We start from the raw sequence: 16,666 nt of genomic DNA, 5'->3' as shown, positions 1-16,666 counted from the left end.
GTTGATGGTTCAATGCCTGTTGTGGCTAGTTGGTTTACACGCACAGCAACAGGGCTGGGATAAGCATTTTCAGGCCAATACCATTGGGCATCGAACGGTACTCTCAACGATTCGCTTGGGATTGGAGGTACTCAGGCGGCCTGATTATCAAATCACGGAGAAAGAATTGCTGGCGGCCTGGGTATTATTCGCCAATCAGTTGCTCAAATATGGCTATGCTATGGCTGATTTATGAGGGGATCCTTCAGCCCAAAGCTTTCAGAAAATTTCTATTTAACTATACAACTTATCCATTCCCCCCCCAATCAATCAAACCTCGGGGTGATTCAACACTGGGATAAAGTCGCAGCTACGCGCAGCCTGCCCATATTTGTTATGTTTTTCATGATTCAAACTGGAGACACTTTACCATACATATACCTCAGTCTTTTGGTATGACTAAAATGAATTTAAAAATCGCACTAAAATAAAAAAGCCTGCAAACGATTAAGTTTGCAGGCTTTTTTACTCTTATAAAAAGAGGAATTTGGTCGGTATGAGAGGATTCGAACCTCCGACCCCTGACACCCCATGAATACAGCTACTTAGCCCACGCTAAGGCCTAAGTATATGCAAGATAAAAGGAAAGTCTGTGTACACACTAAGGACATGTACATGGCAACTTATCGACTATTACCAAGTGGAAATATCAATGCAATGATTCGCCCAAAAGGTCAAAAAGCAATCACCAAGACCTTTAGAACAAAAGCTGAGGCTGAGGCTTGGGTAAGCCAAATAGAAGGCAATAGCTTGATCGCAGGCTCACTAGCGCATTGTTCAAACTTATATCTAAATACACTAAAAGGTCGAGGAGGCACTGAGGCAACTACTTACAGAGCGACTAACTTAATCAAGGGGCTTCCACTCCAAGCGAAGGATATAACGCTTAAACACATTGCGGCCTATACCCAAGAAAGGCAGACCTTAGTTAGCGATTCCACTATCCGCCTAGAGCTTCAATTACTCAGCCGTATACTCAAATTTAACCGTCTACCTAATATCCTTGAAGGATACAAATTACCTAGAGCTGGCAAGCCTAGGGAACTCGTAATCGACCCTATTCAATACCAGATGATACTTAATGATATAGCGCCTAAGATTGCCCCTCTGGTGGTCTTAAGTTATGAAACAGCTATGAGGCGCAGCGAGTGCCTTAGCATAACCACTGAATGTATTAACTGGCAGTCAAAGACCTTGAGACTGACCGATACTAAAAACGGTTTTGACAGGGATGTTCCTTTAAACAGTCGAGCCTTAGCTGTACTCAAGCAGGCAGCTTCATTAGTTCAGGATGGTTATCTATTCAAAAGCAAGCCCTATACAGTTAGCCAAGCATTTAGGCGCTCTTGTGACCGTTTAAAGCTACCTAAGGCACTGTGTTTTCATTCATTGAGGCACACGGCCATTACACGTTATGCAAATCGTAAGCTCAATACACTTCAACTTCAGGCGATTTCAGGACATAGGGATATCAGTATGTTAGCGAGATATACCCACATAAAGGCGAGTGATTTAGTTTGTTTATTAGAGTAATTGCAATCGGTTTACTAAGTCGTTGATATTGGAATTTCAAAAAATGAGGGAGAAATGTACGGCAACTAGTGTATGAGTCGACTTACGTAGTTTCCCCCATAGGGGGGGCTTACAGCCCTCTCAAGGCTATTCAAACCAATTATTAGAGGCTTGCCAGTTTTATTAGCTCCTCACTCTTTAGTATTGAAAGTGTGAATAGCATCACTTGTTACCTCATCCCTAACTCATAACAGAATAAGAATATCTACTTGACCAAGTGTATTCAGTAAGTATACTTAAATGAATGCAGCATTACCCACCCAATTACCTAGGCTTACGATACCAAATGAATACACCTAAATCAGATAACGATAGATACTACATGCTGAATACACCTAAGCTTATCATTCGAGCTTATCTTAGAGCGTCCACCAGCGATCAAGATAGCAGTCGGGCTAAGCCTGAGTTGATGGCATTCATCAAGGCTCATGGGATGGCCGTTACAACCTTTTATCAAGAAAACGTATCAGGCACTAGCCCAGACCGTCCAGAGCTTAACAGGCTTATTGAGGAAGCCTCAGAGGGTGACATATTATTGATTGAAAAGATGGACAGGTTAAGTCGTTTACCTTGGGAGTTATGGCAATCACTTAAAGCCAAGATAGCCGCTAAGGGGCTAATCATCGTTATTGTCGACCAACCTCAGACACATTCAGCCCTAACTACAACAGATAGCAACTCAGGATTCATACAACGCGCTCTAACGGCTTTTATGCTTGACCTTGCCGCTGGCATGGCTAGAGACGATTACGAGACCAGAAGGACTAGACAGGCCCAAGGGATAGCAAAAGCTAAAGCTGAAGGTAAGACTTGGGGTGGACAGAATAAGGATGCTCAGTTACATAAGGCCATCATTACCCACTTGCATACCATGAGTATCAGGAAAACTGCAGAATTATTAGGTTGTTCTGTATCAACGGTTCAACGAGTAAAGAAGCAATCCGAGGCTAGGTAACCAACTAAGCCACTCAACTATTAAAGTCAGCCCCGATATTAACTTGTCGGGATCTGACAAATCAACTCCTTATTTATCATAAGCTTACACAAATCCAGCTCAAAGTTGGGGTCTAATTAGTACCACTATTGAAGGAAGGCAATAGCCGAGCCTAGTTAGAAATAATTATAGAAATACTTGACACGCATTTGTTAAGAAAAGTCTATAGTTAGCAACTTCAACGTAAGTAGCTGATTTTATTAAAGAATCAATTGGTACCACTATTGAAGAAATATTCTAGACACTTAGCCATCTCAAACACCTCATTTAACAGATTAAGATTGCCTCTTCAGGGTAATCAATACTTATCTTCCTGCATTCAATTGCAAACCAGTCAATCCCAGTAATTTAATTAAGCGCTATCAAGGCCGTAGCGACCAACTTAATTAGATGAAGTGATTGGCTGGTGGAAGGTCAGTATTTCGCCTTCCTATGGCCTTAGGGTTGGCGCTGAGATTATCTTCAAGTTACACACACAAAGTCTTTGATTAAAGGCCTAAAGAAGGTAACAGAAGGCTACTATTTACTTACTTATTATCTTCTTAAAAGAATAAGACCTTAGAAGGCCTTTTAATAGGTAACGTAATAAGAAAGGAATAGGTTAAGAAATGGGTAAAAGCAAACCCTCTTTGGCCTACTAAGCATACTAAGCCGATTACTTAACTTACATTAACTTAGCCTAATGAATGGCCTAGCCTACCTTTTGAGCTACCCGCTAATCCTAGTACCAACTCACCAACCGAACTTAGAAATCAACCAGCCCAATCGAGGGCTAAATTTTAGCTACCCAAAATAAGGAGAAAATCATTATGTCAACTATCGGAGATTCTAATCGCGGCCGAAATAAGGTCGTAGTCACACCTATCAGCACTTTCAAGTTACCACCAATTATTAGCTTGGAAGACTTAACAAACCCGAATGCCACTCTAAATAAATCCCATTTATCAGGTAAGCAAGACGGTACATGCTTTACCTTAATCACGGGCGACCAGTGACCATTGTTAGAGCGACTGGAAGCGCCACCAATGCCCCTTGGATAGCCTTAGACGGCACTAAATACACCCCAGAGTAAACCTACATCAAATTAACTTAATTGCCTCTGTAATGGCCTTACAGAGCGCCTAACATAATCCTGAGGAGGATAATAATGACTAAATCAACCACGAAAGAAACCACCTGCCAGACTATGACTAACAAAGAGCTGGCGGAAGTCTTATCAGCATTTTCTGAGGGTAAACACGAAACCGTTAGATTACTACTTAATGAGAAACTCCTACCAGCGGTCACCGAGGAGCAAGCGCTATATCTGACTAATGTTGAAAATATAATGCCTTCTACTTATGAAGATTATTATGTAAACCGCTACACGGCTGAATATGACTTAACTCAAGATTATCTAAACAACCCCATAACTGATATCTCTGAGTGCTTAGAAAGTTTTATGCGGCACTCACGATATGGTATTGCGGGCAATGGCGAATACCTAGAGAGGGCGGTTAAGTTGATTGAGGGTAACTCAGACGGCTTACGGGAAACCCTAGAGAACATCAAGGCATTCAATTGCAAACCAAACGCCCTAGGAGCCAACCAGAGCTACGTTAAAGAGCTCTTAGGGCAAAGGGCGGCCCGTCATGCTCAGTACGTCCAAATGACTGATTTGGAGCTCCTACGATTAGAGCTCAAATTAGAGGGTGATGAGTTATCAGCAGTTAAGATCGTCATTGATGCGCGTATTGAGGCAGCTAAGGCCGCTAGAGAAGCCAGCCTATCAATAAACACAACCACTTACTCAGGCGATATGGTTGTTATTAATGGTGTCCAGATGACAACAGGAGAGGCTAAGAGACTTGCCAATTCACCTAACCAAACCCCCTCAAATAGTGTTACTGGCTTCAATAATCGGACAGCCTCCAATGCTTTCTATGTAAGCAAAGGCTAATACGTAATACGCCCTTCAACCTTGGAGGGCCTAAATCTAAAGGAGAACAACCCCATGAAAATAGAATGTAACGGATGCAACAAAGAGTTGCCTAGCTCAGAGTTCTACACCAATGGCTTTATCAATGGGAGACATACTAGGCGTTCAAAGTGTAAACAATGTGAATGCGGTAGGTCGAAGATGAATCATCCCAAACGAGTAATCAGGGAAAGATTAAAGCGAGAGGCTTGCCTGTATGCCTAAAATCTATGGTGTTGGGATCAATAACCTAAAAGGTGAATCACGAACTGTACCTTATAAAGCATGGATAAGAATGTTATATCGCTGCTACAAACTCAATTTAGGCGCTAAGGTATGTAATCAATGGCTCACCTACTCAAATTTTAAGACTTGGTACGAACTAACAACCAACAGAATAAGGGCAATCGGCTACCGAGGTACATTAGAACTTGATAAAGACTTAAATTGCCAGAATGGTCTAATGTATTCCCCACAAGACTGTTCGCTTTTGCCAATGGAAATCAACCGATTTATTGTCAATATAGGGTGTTCAACAGTCAATAGCACGGGACTTGCTGGAGTTGACAAAGATAATAGAGGAAATTTGAAAAAGCCATATCGAATATCTCATTTTAATCTTGGTAAGAAAGTACATATTTACTTTGAATCTAAGGAGAAAGCTTACTCGGTTAGACTTAGCCTATTGGTTGAGCGAATAAAGCACTTCCTTGAGGTATACGAGGATCTACTCAAGGTACAAAGCAGGTACACTAGTTTAGCTCGCTTAAACTCGATAGAAGCCGTAAGGGAATATGAGGCATTAGATCTGATGATTAAAGAAGCAACAAATAATTGAATAATTTTTTAAAAAATGAATAAAATAGTTTTCAGAAATATCAAAAATATCAGTTATCCAAATTAAGAGTAGCTTACACGCCTAATAAAACATTATGTACTACTGCGGCTCACATAATTATAGCCAATAATAAACTCCGAGTTATTGCTGTTTTTGTGAAGCCGCGGTCACTATTTTATACATTTGCCGTAAAGAAAAACCTAACCTTAGACTCTAGCAATTTCCCTTTATCTGATAACTCAAACTCAAAAGGACACTTTTTCCCTATCTGAAATTTGAATAATGGTTCTGATAAAGTTGCACAATAGAAGCTGTTGTATGTATAATTATTTATTGTGAAATAGCTTGATTTAGTTCCGTCCCCCCATATAATCTCTTTATCAGTAAAGGTAAATCCAGTCTTACTCAAGTACTCTTGAACACCTGACTTAAGAATAACTACTTTTATGTTTGCCCCCGTTATAGGGAAATTTTTAATTAAACAAATTCCTCGATGTTGAAGGATCATATCGAACTGCCGAGTCAAATGCAGCTTTACCAATACAGAACCAGCACCTTTGAAATCAACAGAAGAATTTGTGTCTTTCAAAAATATAGTTCTCGGGAATGTGTTATTTAATGTAAATGAACTTTTGCTGACTAGTTTTAAACGCTTAAGTGCAACAGGTACGAGAGAATTATTTTCAATTGCATCCATATAAGCCTGCTTCAAACTTTCAATAGCATCATTATTAAGTGGGCCACGTTCTTCAAGTTCTTCTTTATGTTTAGCCAACTTTTGTATTACATTCTCAAGAAACTCATCTGAGACCCGAAGAACTTTTTCAGCAGTTAAATAATGACCAGTGATAAATTTCGAAACTCCACCAATTTCAACAATATTTCTGATACCTACTTTCAACCTACCAACTGCAAAGAGTAGGAGATCTAAGTCACTATATCTATACAAATTTATATTGAATGATGGACTAGACCCTCTAAATTGACATTTAACAATCTCATACAAAAAAAGAACGCAACTAGAATGAATGATACTCTCTTTTGGTGAATCCCAGAACTCCACATACTCTAGCTGTTGAGCGTTGACTATTGAAATTAAGATAGCGTCTATATCGTTAGGCAAAATGCCATCAGAATAACTAAACACGTCTGATTTCAATGGGTTAATTGAGTCCCTGAGATATAACAAACAATCTTCTCTTGATTGTAGATAAAAAAGAAATGAATATGACAAACTTTTTACTGCACAGCTAAAGTCTACTTCCCACAAGGTAAAAATAAATTCGTCAATAAGTTTATTAACATCTTCATTAATATCGATACCTACTGACACTAGAATTTCTACAAGTTGTTCTCTTGTAAAATTTTTGTCATCACCTAACAAGAATTTTTCTAATTGCAGTGTTAAATCTGTTTGCCATAAGTTAGCGTTAATTCTATTGTGGAAAAAGTAGCATAAACTTGAACGGCTATCATGTTTATTTAGGTTATAGGCACTACATATTCGTTCGTACAATTCCTTTATTACACTGTAGTGCTCATCTTTAGCTAGACGTATTAACATCTTGATATAATTTACCAACTCATATATATCCATATTATGTAAATTATTTTTAGGCGCAAGTTCAATGAGAAATCTAGCTGACATAAAGGGCTTGTAGCTATCGTTTCTTTTAGTTTCTATCCAGATTACAACCTCTTGTAGACTACTTAAAGATATTGCATATCTTTTATCTCCAAGTAACTGGAATGATAAGTAGGAAAGTAAATTTGCGACAGTTGTATATTTTTTCTGAGAGGAGTTAGTGGGTAGTCCGTAGAGAATTTTATATAGGCCTGCTATATAGCATTTCATGTGTTCTACCAGTTTACCACTATCGTCATTTTTTAAAGAATAACCAAGGCTTTTTGCCTGTTCACTCAGACACATTACATCCAAGTTGTTTTTTAGCCTAGCTCCCTCAATATCCATTAATACGACTACTTCTGTAGTTGTCAGTTCACTAAGATTCTTGGTTTTATCCATAATTTTTTCATATATATATGTAGAACTACTTAAGTTCCTAAATACATAAGAGAAATACCTTGCATACATAATCACCACGTATACAAAATAAATTATCACGAATAGTAATATAAACACTTGTAATATTGTAGGAAGAGCTTTACTACCCAAATAAAATGCCAAAGTGAAAACCATATATATAAGCACTTTAGGCACTATAGAATCAGGGCTTATAGGAGATTTTAGATTCAAGTACTTAACTAAACTTTCAGAACCATACTTATCTTCCATCCATTGCAATGATTGTTGTGTAAGTGGAAGAGCTATAGCTGTCAATGCAACTAATATCGTAGCTATGTACGTTATGATGCTTACAGTGTTTTCAAGGGAGTTTTTGACCACGTATTCAATTGGCCCTCCCATATACAGTTCATTAAGCACTTCTAACGCTTTATAAAGATACTCCATCTAGCAACCCACTACCTGTATTATGAATCACATGCTCGAAGCTGCTATACTAGCTGCTCACCATAACCACTTTAGCTCATAGTACATTGAATATTTTCATATGGTCAATCAGACACTTAAATATGGCTCGCAATAAGTGTGATAGCTCACTAATATCGCTTCATGTAGAAACTGCAAAATCTAACTATTAAGCTATCTTATTTCGATTCTTAATAGTGGTTTTAAAAGTTATCTAGAATCAGTAAACATAATTTGAGGCAGGAACTACAATATGATTAGGAAGTCGCAGCGAAACATCATTAGAAGTAGTTGCTTTGTCGAGTCGAAGCACAGGTAACAAATGGCAAATGACAAGGCATTAAGCTACCGTGTTTGGCGTGTACATTGTGCTTGTGTACATGTACGAGGATTGTATATAGAATAAGCCAGTTACTATTTTTCAAATAACTGACTTTCCTAGGGAATATGGTCGGTATGAGAGGATTCGAACCTCCGACCCCTGACACCCCATGACAGTGCGCTACCGGGCTGCGCTACATACCGAATTTTTAAGTATATTGCATACCTGTTCTGACTTAGCTAAATACAGTTTAGCGATAATCTTTACGGCTTTTGCTCAATTACTTATCACCTAAGATACTGTTTATGGGGTTTATCTTAAGCGAGCCAGAACTGTAGCAATTGCCTCGCAACTGCGCAAGGGCTTCATTACATCTCTTTGATCAACTGCTTAGTTTATGTTCTGAATGACACAATTTTCGTCGATAATGATTGCTCGATACTGATTACGACCATACTCAAACAGGATTTAGCTGCAGAACAGACATAATGACACCTGTTTACTAAATCATCATTCAATGCGAGTGCATATGGGCGAGTCGATACTCATCCATGCGCTCGAGTAGATACGGGAAAAATGGATTCCATTTCTGTCGTAACATTTCAGATGCTGACACGCTATACAAGCCGCGCTCTCCCCGCGAAGCTGAGGCTCCGATTTGGATCCTATGTAAATCAGGCTGGATCACCGCGCCATAAAGCCCATCATCTATGCCAAAAGGTAGCGCAACATGGGATAAAGAATACACGCCTGCAGGCCAATATAAATCTAATATCCGCACGTTTTCACTGACCTGAGTGAGCACTTTACCCTGTGTGTCTATATCCTGTGTATCTAAATTCTGTTCATCTAAACCAAAGTATCGCGCCTGAACCTGCGTGGTTTCATTACTGATATTTTCCACCACAGTGCCGCGATAATGTAACTCAGGGTTATTAATGTTCGCCAATAAGCCCGCAAGCGGATCATTGGACACCATTTTGGCATTCACATCGAGTCGGTTCATATCAAACAGCACTAGCTCATGACCTTTTTCTGGCAACGTTTGATACAGATTATTCACCACCGCCGCGGTTGAAACCGTTGCGTCCACTACCGACTGAAAGGTGAGTATAGACGGAACTTGCGCCCGTTGCTGCGGCGTTAATCCTGCCAATAAACCTTGGTTACGTAGGGCTAATTGATAAACTACATCGCCCGCATTAACCGCAAAAGAGGTGTATTTAAAGGGATCGTATTCCACTTGAATACTGTTCCATTGCAGTTTATCCAGCTCCAACAATCGTCCTATCCAACTCTGCCAGCGTGCGGCCGCCGCAGATGGCGCTAGCCCTATCGCGGGAGAGATAAAAATCATTCCATCATAATCTGGGGTTTTATTATGGCTGATACGTTCTAACTCATGGTTCAGCGCGACGGCGGCACCCGTCGAAAAAGCCACCACAAATAATGGTTTATCTTTCAGAGTTTGCCGCATATGCGCTGTGGATAAATTAACCGCAGCGGCCAGATCTTGCCAATAAAGCTCAGTCAATCCACTTGGAATCGTGCCATGCCCTGGCAATCTTAAACCGAGTACATGGGCTTTACCTTTAAAGTGCGCCGCCACATTGGATAGAGCATAGGGCGAATCCGACATACCGTGGAGCAATAATACTCCAAATTCGGCATTAGCCACAGGCCATTCATAACTGCGATTCCAATTTTGTGGCCAATGGGCAGGATCGGATAAGCTATTTTTGACATAGCGGTTCACTGGAGAAAATTCATTGGCGGGAATCTTTTTGACAACTTTGCACTCAACTTCGGCGAATAGGCGCTCTTCTAGCGCTAAGTATTCATTAAAATTAGCGAGTTTAGTATTATAATGGAACTCATTTTCTAGCTCGACCGTATGCCAAAGTGACAGCTCAGGGCGCGCATTAAGAAAATAGATCCCTGTCGCGAGTAACGCCACCACTATGCCAGTACTCGCATACACTGCAGCTAAAAATAGGTGTTTTGTCGAACCTATGATGATGGCCTTCATCGCTGTTCCTACATGTAGATAAAATGTGCAACTAGATTATACGGGTAGATAAAAACATCCTTCAAACGTTTTACCGCGATAAAATCTACTAGTGTAATCACTCCAATTTAGTCACCCAAATTTACTCATCTCGCAATTTTATTAGCCGCATAGGCCTTAATCGGGTTAGGATCGAAAATAGTCTTATTCCAACGAAACTTATACACTCTCGATGATAATCGGTAATCCACACGCTAGGTTCGCCTACTATCTTCCTACCGCGCCGCTGGTACCTGAGAACTGGCATTACACTCAGCCAGACGCTGTCGCGACTCTTATAGCTCTCAATGGCAATCATTGGCGTAAGATCTTCACTATTATGGCCAAAATAAGTACGGTTGGAGATGACTGGCGCAGCTATCGTGACCAAGTGTTACTCAAGCAAAATGAAATGATCTGCATAGGCGCTATAGAGCTGATGGCAAACGCTAAGATTCATCTCATTGCGGGGCAAGTGGCCGCAAATGCTTTAGGGCTCACCATGTCCGTGAACGATTCCGGTGCGCAGCATTTAACTGCCCAAAATAAATCCATAACCGTACTTAAGCTGCCATCTTCGCTAGGACAGCATTGTTTACTCACGCCCTATTTGGATTATCGCCAATACCCAAACCAACTGATCGCCCTGACACGCCAACACTTAGCAACGCCAGAGCCCCAACACAGTGAATAATTCCATTATGATTGTGGTAACGGCTGTCACCACAGCATTAGTCACCAAATAACAAAGGCATAAAAAAGCACTCGTGAACAGAGTTCAAACGAGTGCATATTCAAGGACGATTCAGGGTTAGTCGTAAATGGTTGGAATAGGCTGACGTTTATGCTGCGTCGCCTTATAAATACCAATTAACTTGTCTTCAACCGCCTTGCCGACGTCTTTACCCTCAAGGAAATCATCGATTTGCGCATAGGTTAGGCCAAGCGCGACTTCATCTTCGAGTAACGGTTTATTGTCTTCTAAATCCGCGGTCGGCGCTTTATAGACTAACGATTCTGGCGCGCCAAGATACGCGGCGAGTTGGCGAACTTGGCGTTTGTTAAGACCAAATAATGGCGCTAAATCGCAGGCACCATCGCCCCATTTAGTGTAAAAACCTGTGATATTTTCGGCACTGTGATCTGTCCCCACCACAAGCCCGCCCACGAGTCCGGCGAGTTCGTATTGCGCTATCATCCGCATACGGGCTTTAACGTTACCCTTCACAAAATCAACCTTCGCCACATCGGGCAAAGGCAATCCAGCTTCGACTAACGCGGCAACGGTAGCGCTATGCACACCATCAACGCCTTGATGCACATTCACAGTGACCAACTTAGAGGGCTGAATAAACTGACAGGCTAATTGCGCCTCATGCTCATCTTTTTGGATCTGATAGGGTAATCGCACGGCGATAAACTGGTAACCGCCTTGGCTATTTTCTTGGTTTAAACTGTCCACCGCTAACTGACACAAACGCCCAGCAGTAGAAGAATCCACCCCACCGCTGATCCCTAATACCAATGCCTTGCTGCGTGCTTCTTTTAGTTTGGTTTTAATAAACGCGACACGACGTTGCACTTCGAACTCTGGCTCTATGGCCGTGAGTACCTTCATTTCTCTTAAGATTTGCGCTTTCACCGAAAATTCCACCTTAAATTATCGCTGTATTTGGACTACCTGAACCCGACTAACGTTAACATTTATTCGCAACTGCCTGTAGTTAAAATTAATGCTTAGTTAATTGATTATTGATAAACGCCATAAAAATAAGGGCAACAACGGTTTGCCGTTATTGCCCTAACGTAAATCAGTCAGCTTAATACCAATACAGCTACCGACTTATCTTTCCCAGTAGGATTCTTCTAAGCTGTCTTCGCGCTCAGGTAAACCGCGGGATAAACGCGGGCTATGCTGAGCTAAGACTTCATAGGCGACGCGGTTAGCATACTTACACACTTGAGAGAACGAAGAATAACACAGGCCATCGCGCTTATGTTTACTTGAGCCTGGCACGTTAGTCTTGTGGAAAGTATTGGCCGCCAGATCGTGCAATAACGCCGATAATGCGCCATCGCCAGCGCCATTAGTGTTACCGATTTTTTCAGGGCCGCCCATGTAAGGTGAAATGTGGGCAAACACTTTAATCGGTGTTTCACAGTCACTTTTAAGCTTTGGACGGGAGAATTCATAACGATTAAATTCAGGGATAGCACCCGGCAACAGCGTGTGAGTCGTTTCGCGTTTTTCTGAGTCCTCGGTATAACCCGCAGTATAAAGCCCGATTGGACCCGCTGTGGTTAATACCATGTCGCACCATTCCAAGGCTTTTTCACTGGCAAGCAGAGGATCCCGTGAACCCGTTAAGGCTTCACCTTCGTCTTCATTCATCGCCAAAATGGTGACATGTTCTTTGATGAAGTTTTGCCACCATTGTGGATCTTCTTCAATCAAGAAACGCGTGCCTAAGGTTAATACCACGGGAACTTCGGCGGCTTTTGCATATTCGATAGCGCACATGGCCGCATCGGTAATACGGTCGCCATCACTGGCGCGCATCAAATACGCGGTCAACACTAAGGCTGAACTGCCCTGCACCACGTCTTTATCGATAAATTCAGGTGTGAGTTTATCCATAGCGCCTTTGCTGATCGCAAATGTTCGCTCGCCGCACTCAGAAATCAGGGTAAAACAGCGACCGATAGGACCATCTACAGGTTGTAGAAAGTTAAGGTCGACTTTAGAAGAGGTATTACATAAATAGCGGTAGGCGTAACTGCCCACTTCGATATTTTGACTCATTACTCCAAACAGCACTGAACGGTCATCGGCCAGAATAGAATAGTTGTGCACTGTGTTACCAATAGTGCCACCAGCAAATTCATCGCTAATCAAACCATGAATTTTTAACTCAGTGTAGAGTCTGTGGGCCTGTTCATCATTGATCAAGGTAGAATTGCCTTTGGGCAAGCCATAACGGCTCAGCAATTCGTCTTCCACTTTTGCTTCGATATCCACTAAGGTTTGATCAATACCGCTGATATAGGTCGCAAACGGCTGAGGCTGTTGAGTCAGCTGTTCAAGCAGCGGATCTCGGGTTTTAACCGGAAAATAATGTTTAGATTTACGCTGACCGGGAAACTTCATAGTGGCTCTCTTTTCCTGGCATCCATGCTAATTGGCGTCTGCCGAGGCGGTCAAGCCAAGCAGCATCCTAAAAATATTGAGTCTAGGCTAGCGAGACAAAAAAACCACCCCTTAGCCGGAAGGGCGCAGATTCTATCACAAAATCAGTTCGAAGCCAGTGCTCCAATACCCAAACAACCTGAAGATGCAGGATTCAGCGGGAATTTAACGCACTTTAGGCAAGGCGGCTATTTGCAGACCTAGTGGGCTAAGTTAAAAATAGTCAACACAGTATAAAGTGCGTTAAAAAACGCCGGGACGGAGCGCCTAGGGCACTTCACTTCCGTGTTGCATCAATTCAAAAGGTGGCCGACATTCTGTCATTGATGCGCCTTGAATTGAATCACCCTAGGCGCTCTGAAACTCGTATCTTCAGGTGGCTTGGGTATGGGCCCAAGATACCGCTTGTTCTTGGATTAATTGCCGTAATAATTCAATGTGTAACTCATCGTCGTTCAAACAAGGGATAAACCGATAGTCGCTGCCACCCGCATGCAAAAAGGTTTCCTTAGCGCCAATGGAGACTTCTTCTAAGGTTTCGAGGCAATCGGTCGCAAACGCAGGGCAAATCACATCAACACTTTTGATCCCTTGCGCAGGTAACTCGGCCAATAGTTTATCGGCGTAGGGCGTTAACCATTCTTCGCGGCCAAAGCGCGATTGGAAGCACACTTGCCACTGCGACTCGCTCAGCTCAAGTTTTTGCGCCAATAGTTTAGCCGTGACAAAACACTGCTCGCGGTATGGATCCCCCTCTTTCACATAACGCAGTGGGATACCATGAAATGACAAGAGCAACTTGTCGGCCTGCCCATGGATTTTCCAGTGGCGCGTCACACTGTGTGCCAGCGCAGCAATATAAGCGCTATGGTCAAAATAGTCTTTATTAAAGCGAACCTGCGGCATGTCACGCACGGTTTTAAGATAACGGGCAACAGCATCGAACACACTTGCCACTGTCGAGCAGGAATATTGGGGATACAAAGGCAGCACAATAATACGCTCTGCCCCTTGAGCTTTTAGACGTTCAAATCCCACATCGATGGAGGGATTGCCGTAACTCATGCCCAGTTCAACCGGAATGGTCTGGTTAAAGGTTGCACTTAAGTCCACCGCCAACTTTTGTGCTTGGCGTGCACTTATCACCATTAAGGGCGAGCCTTCTGGTGTCCACACGCTTTGGTAGAGTTTGGCGACTTTCGCCGGACGGGTGTTGAGAATAATGCAGTTCAGCAGCGGTTGCCAAATCCACGGCGATAAATCGACGACACGGGGATCACTTAAAAACTGCCTTAAAAAGCGTTTAACGGCCTTAGGACTAGGTTGATCAGGCGTGCCGAGGTTAACCAATAACACACCAAAAGCAGGGGAAGGATTCAACGTTAGGCTCATGGTTAATGAAGTTCACTTGGAGGCTAACATTGCGATACCCATAAAAAAAGCCTGCATCGGCAGGCTTTTTCTTAATATGAGAACTTGTTCTCGTAAATTAACCTTTATTCGGTTATTTCAACACCCTAGCTAACTGCTCACTCACGGCCGCAACCGATTGAGTACCGTCAAACTTGTTGTATTGAGTTTGACCAGCGGCAGCCACTTTACCGTAGTATTCAACCAGCGGCTTAGTTTGCTCGTGATAAATCGCGAGGCGTTTACGCACTGTGCTTTCTTCATCATCTGGACGAATAGCTAAATCTTCGCCCGTCACGTCGTCTTTACCTTCCACTTTAGGTGGATTGAAAACCACATGGTAAACACGGCCAGAACCTGGGTGAACACGGCGACCGCTCATGCGCTTAACGATTTCTTCGTCTGGCACGTCGATTTCAATCACGTGATCAATGCTAATACCGTTTGCCGCCATCGCATCCGCCTGTGGGATAGTACGTGGGAAACCGTCTAACAAGAAACCTTTAACACAGTCTTCCTGTGCGATACGCTCTTTAACCAGACCGATGATCAGATCATCAGAAACCAGTTGACCAGCATCCATCACTTTTTTCGCTTCCAAACCCAGTGGAGTACCCGCTTTTACCGCGGCACGTAACATATCACCAGTGGAAATTTGTGGGATACCATACTGTTCCATAATGAACTGGGCCTGGGTACCTTTACCGGCACCTGGGGCGCCCAATAGGATAATGCGCATCTCAAGAGTCCTCTTTTCGCATTGATATTCTTCTTAGGGCGGCGATCTTCGCACATCTGGCCGCCATTGAGAAGGGTTTTAGCTTCGACTTTAGCCTCAGAAACCGCAAATAAACTGCGGTTACTAAGCGATTTTTTTCATTAATAGAGCAAAGTATAGAGCTTACGGCGGTATTGATTGGCTATGGGATTACCTTGGCCAAGTGCCGTTAATACTTCCATAAATACTTGTTTTACTGTGCCATTTTCAGCACCTAAATCTTTACTGAGCACACCGAATAACAGTTCTAATGCTTCATCATCGCGGTGAGCAGCATGCAATGCCTTACTCAGCTCGAGTAATAACACTAAATCTGTTGGATTTTGCTCAAACTTTTGCTGCAAATCGCGAATTTCAGGGGTATCCGCCGCATCTAAGGCAAGTGCGAGCTTAGCTTTTAAACTCTGGTAGTAACCATCTTGGTCAGCAAGCCCTACCTTCTCAAGCATGGCTTGTGCTAACACTAATTCGCCCTGCATCAGATACACATCGGCAAGCACTAGACTCACCTCACCCGCTTGATTTGACCCTGTATGCGCGTCTTTAAGCAACACAGCCGCAGTAGCAAGATCCTCTGCACTTACTTGACTCAAGGCGAGCAATGCTTTGGCCTGTGCTAACTGTAACTGCCACATAGGCGGCAAATGTTTATCCAGCATAGCCGTGACTTGCGCCGCATCTTGCTGGCCAGCAAAACCATCGACAGGCTGACCTTTATCCAATACTAACGTGGTCGGTAGGCTTTGAATGCGAAAGTAATTGGCGATTTCTAATTCGGCTTCACAGTCGACTTTAGCGAGCACGAATCGACCCGCATTTTGCGCGGCAATTTGCTCTAAGGTGCGCAGCATAGCCACACTTTGTTCCTGCGGCTGTGCCCAAAATGCTAACACCACGATCTGTTGCATCGAGGCGTCAACCACTTGCTGAATATTGTCTTTAGTCAGGCTGAGGATATTATCCATAGTATTCCCTTAACATTTAAGGCCTCTATCATGGGAGGCCTTATTCTTTTAAAACTAAGCGTTAGA

The 16,666-nt window shown here is 42.6% G+C and carries 13 protein-coding genes, 1 tRNA gene and 1 pseudogene; 7 read left to right on the top strand and 8 right to left on the bottom strand.

Annotated features, from left to right (window positions below; all coding sequences use genetic code 11):
* The 6 genes and pseudogenes from L5M10_RS13000 to L5M10_RS12975 all read left to right on the top strand — a co-directional run.
* Window positions 1–235: pseudogene (locus L5M10_RS13000) on the top strand (IS4 family transposase); the annotation flags it as partial.
* Between the two features lie 419 nt (window positions 236–654).
* Window positions 655–1,572, top strand: coding sequence for a tyrosine-type recombinase/integrase (locus L5M10_RS12995; RefSeq protein WP_198572344.1), 918 nt, complete (start codon window positions 655–657; stop codon window positions 1,570–1,572).
* A gap of 325 nt (window positions 1,573–1,897) precedes the next feature.
* Window positions 1,898–2,566, top strand: a complete 669-nt coding sequence (locus tag L5M10_RS12990; protein WP_198572345.1) for a recombinase family protein — start codon at window positions 1,898–1,900, stop codon at window positions 2,564–2,566.
* Window positions 2,567–3,414: 848 nt separating this feature from the next.
* Window positions 3,415–3,600, top strand: a complete 186-nt coding sequence (locus L5M10_RS12985; RefSeq protein WP_263255393.1) for a hypothetical protein — start codon at window positions 3,415–3,417, stop codon at window positions 3,598–3,600.
* Between the two features lie 152 nt (window positions 3,601–3,752).
* Complete coding sequence (locus tag L5M10_RS12980; protein WP_263255392.1) at window positions 3,753–4,544, top strand: hypothetical protein; 792 nt, start codon at window positions 3,753–3,755, stop codon at window positions 4,542–4,544.
* 235 nt (window positions 4,545–4,779) lie between these two features.
* Window positions 4,780–5,400 carry a hypothetical protein gene (locus L5M10_RS12975; RefSeq protein WP_198572348.1) on the top strand — a complete coding sequence of 207 codons (621 nt, stop codon included), beginning with the start codon at window positions 4,780–4,782 and terminating at the stop codon, window positions 5,398–5,400.
* 175 nt (window positions 5,401–5,575) lie between these two features.
* Here the strand turns inward: L5M10_RS12975 and L5M10_RS12970 are convergent, their stop codons facing one another.
* From L5M10_RS12970 to L5M10_RS12960, 3 genes are all read right to left on the bottom strand, one after another.
* Window positions 5,576–7,873, bottom strand: a complete 2,298-nt coding sequence (locus tag L5M10_RS12970) for a hypothetical protein (RefSeq protein WP_263255391.1) — start codon at window positions 7,871–7,873, stop codon at window positions 5,576–5,578.
* Window positions 7,874–8,339: 466 nt separating this feature from the next.
* Window positions 8,340–8,416 (bottom strand) — tRNA-Pro (locus L5M10_RS12965).
* A 311-nt stretch (window positions 8,417–8,727) separates the two neighbouring features.
* Window positions 8,728–10,242 (bottom strand): alpha/beta hydrolase, encoded by a 1,515-nt coding sequence (locus L5M10_RS12960; protein WP_263255390.1) that lies wholly within the window; start codon window positions 10,240–10,242, stop codon window positions 8,728–8,730.
* Between the two features lie 211 nt (window positions 10,243–10,453).
* Here L5M10_RS12960 and L5M10_RS12955 point away from each other — a divergent pair, with 211 nt between their 5' ends.
* A complete protein-coding gene (locus tag L5M10_RS12955; protein ID WP_263255389.1) occupies window positions 10,454–10,954 on the top strand; it encodes a DUF6942 family protein in 501 nt (166 codons plus the stop codon).
* Window positions 10,955–11,071: 117 nt separating this feature from the next.
* Here the strand turns inward: L5M10_RS12955 and nadE are convergent, their stop codons facing one another.
* The 5 genes from nadE to L5M10_RS12930 form a co-directional block, all read right to left on the bottom strand.
* Window positions 11,072–11,902 carry an ammonia-dependent NAD(+) synthetase gene (gene nadE / locus L5M10_RS12950; protein ID WP_263162984.1) on the bottom strand — a complete coding sequence of 277 codons (831 nt, stop codon included), beginning with the start codon at window positions 11,900–11,902 and terminating at the stop codon, window positions 11,072–11,074.
* A 201-nt stretch (window positions 11,903–12,103) separates the two neighbouring features.
* Complete coding sequence (locus L5M10_RS12945) at window positions 12,104–13,408, bottom strand: inosine/guanosine kinase (protein ID WP_028759658.1); 1,305 nt, start codon at window positions 13,406–13,408, stop codon at window positions 12,104–12,106.
* 411 nt (window positions 13,409–13,819) lie between these two features.
* Entirely contained in the window at window positions 13,820–14,839 is a 1,020-nt protein-coding gene (gene hemH / locus L5M10_RS12940) for a ferrochelatase (RefSeq protein WP_263255388.1), read from the bottom strand.
* A 112-nt stretch (window positions 14,840–14,951) separates the two neighbouring features.
* Window positions 14,952–15,596, bottom strand: a complete 645-nt coding sequence (gene adk, locus L5M10_RS12935) for an adenylate kinase (protein WP_028759655.1) — start codon at window positions 15,594–15,596, stop codon at window positions 14,952–14,954.
* Between the two features lie 140 nt (window positions 15,597–15,736).
* Entirely contained in the window at window positions 15,737–16,600 is an 864-nt protein-coding gene (locus tag L5M10_RS12930; RefSeq protein ID WP_263255387.1) for a co-chaperone YbbN, read from the bottom strand.
* Window positions 16,601–16,666 lie beyond the last annotated feature (66 nt).

The sequence above is a fragment of the Shewanella sp. SM32 genome (assembly GCF_025654235.1).
GTDB lineage: Bacteria > Pseudomonadota > Gammaproteobacteria > Enterobacterales > Shewanellaceae > Shewanella > Shewanella oncorhynchi.
The sequence above is the reverse complement of the archived record's forward strand: the minus strand, read 5'-3'. Positions and strand labels throughout refer to the sequence as shown.

Bases quoted from the DNA above. Each gene is read 5' to 3' on its own strand.
- L5M10_RS12995 (WP_198572344.1), top strand. From the start codon at position 655: ATGGCAACTTATCGACTATTACCAAGTGGAAATATCAATGCAATGATT.
- L5M10_RS12990 (WP_198572345.1), top strand. From the start codon at position 1,898: ATGAATACACCTAAATCAGATAACGATAGATACTACATGCTGAATACA.
- L5M10_RS12985 (WP_263255393.1), top strand. From the start codon at position 3,415: ATGTCAACTATCGGAGATTCTAATCGCGGCCGAAATAAGGTCGTAGTC.
- L5M10_RS12980 (WP_263255392.1), top strand. From the start codon at position 3,753: ATGACTAAATCAACCACGAAAGAAACCACCTGCCAGACTATGACTAAC.
- L5M10_RS12975 (WP_198572348.1), top strand. From the start codon at position 4,780: ATGCCTAAAATCTATGGTGTTGGGATCAATAACCTAAAAGGTGAATCA.
- L5M10_RS12970 (WP_263255391.1), bottom strand. From the start codon at position 7,873: ATGGAGTATCTTTATAAAGCGTTAGAAGTGCTTAATGAACTGTATATG.
- L5M10_RS12960 (WP_263255390.1), bottom strand. From the start codon at position 10,242: ATGAAGGCCATCATCATAGGTTCGACAAAACACCTATTTTTAGCTGCA.
- L5M10_RS12955 (WP_263255389.1), top strand. From the start codon at position 10,454: ATGATAATCGGTAATCCACACGCTAGGTTCGCCTACTATCTTCCTACC.
- L5M10_RS12945 (WP_028759658.1), bottom strand. From the start codon at position 13,408: ATGAAGTTTCCCGGTCAGCGTAAATCTAAACATTATTTTCCGGTTAAA.
- hemH (WP_263255388.1), bottom strand. From the start codon at position 14,839: ATGAGCCTAACGTTGAATCCTTCCCCTGCTTTTGGTGTGTTATTGGTT.
- adk (WP_028759655.1), bottom strand. From the start codon at position 15,596: ATGCGCATTATCCTATTGGGCGCCCCAGGTGCCGGTAAAGGTACCCAG.
- L5M10_RS12930 (WP_263255387.1), bottom strand. From the start codon at position 16,600: ATGGATAATATCCTCAGCCTGACTAAAGACAATATTCAGCAAGTGGTT.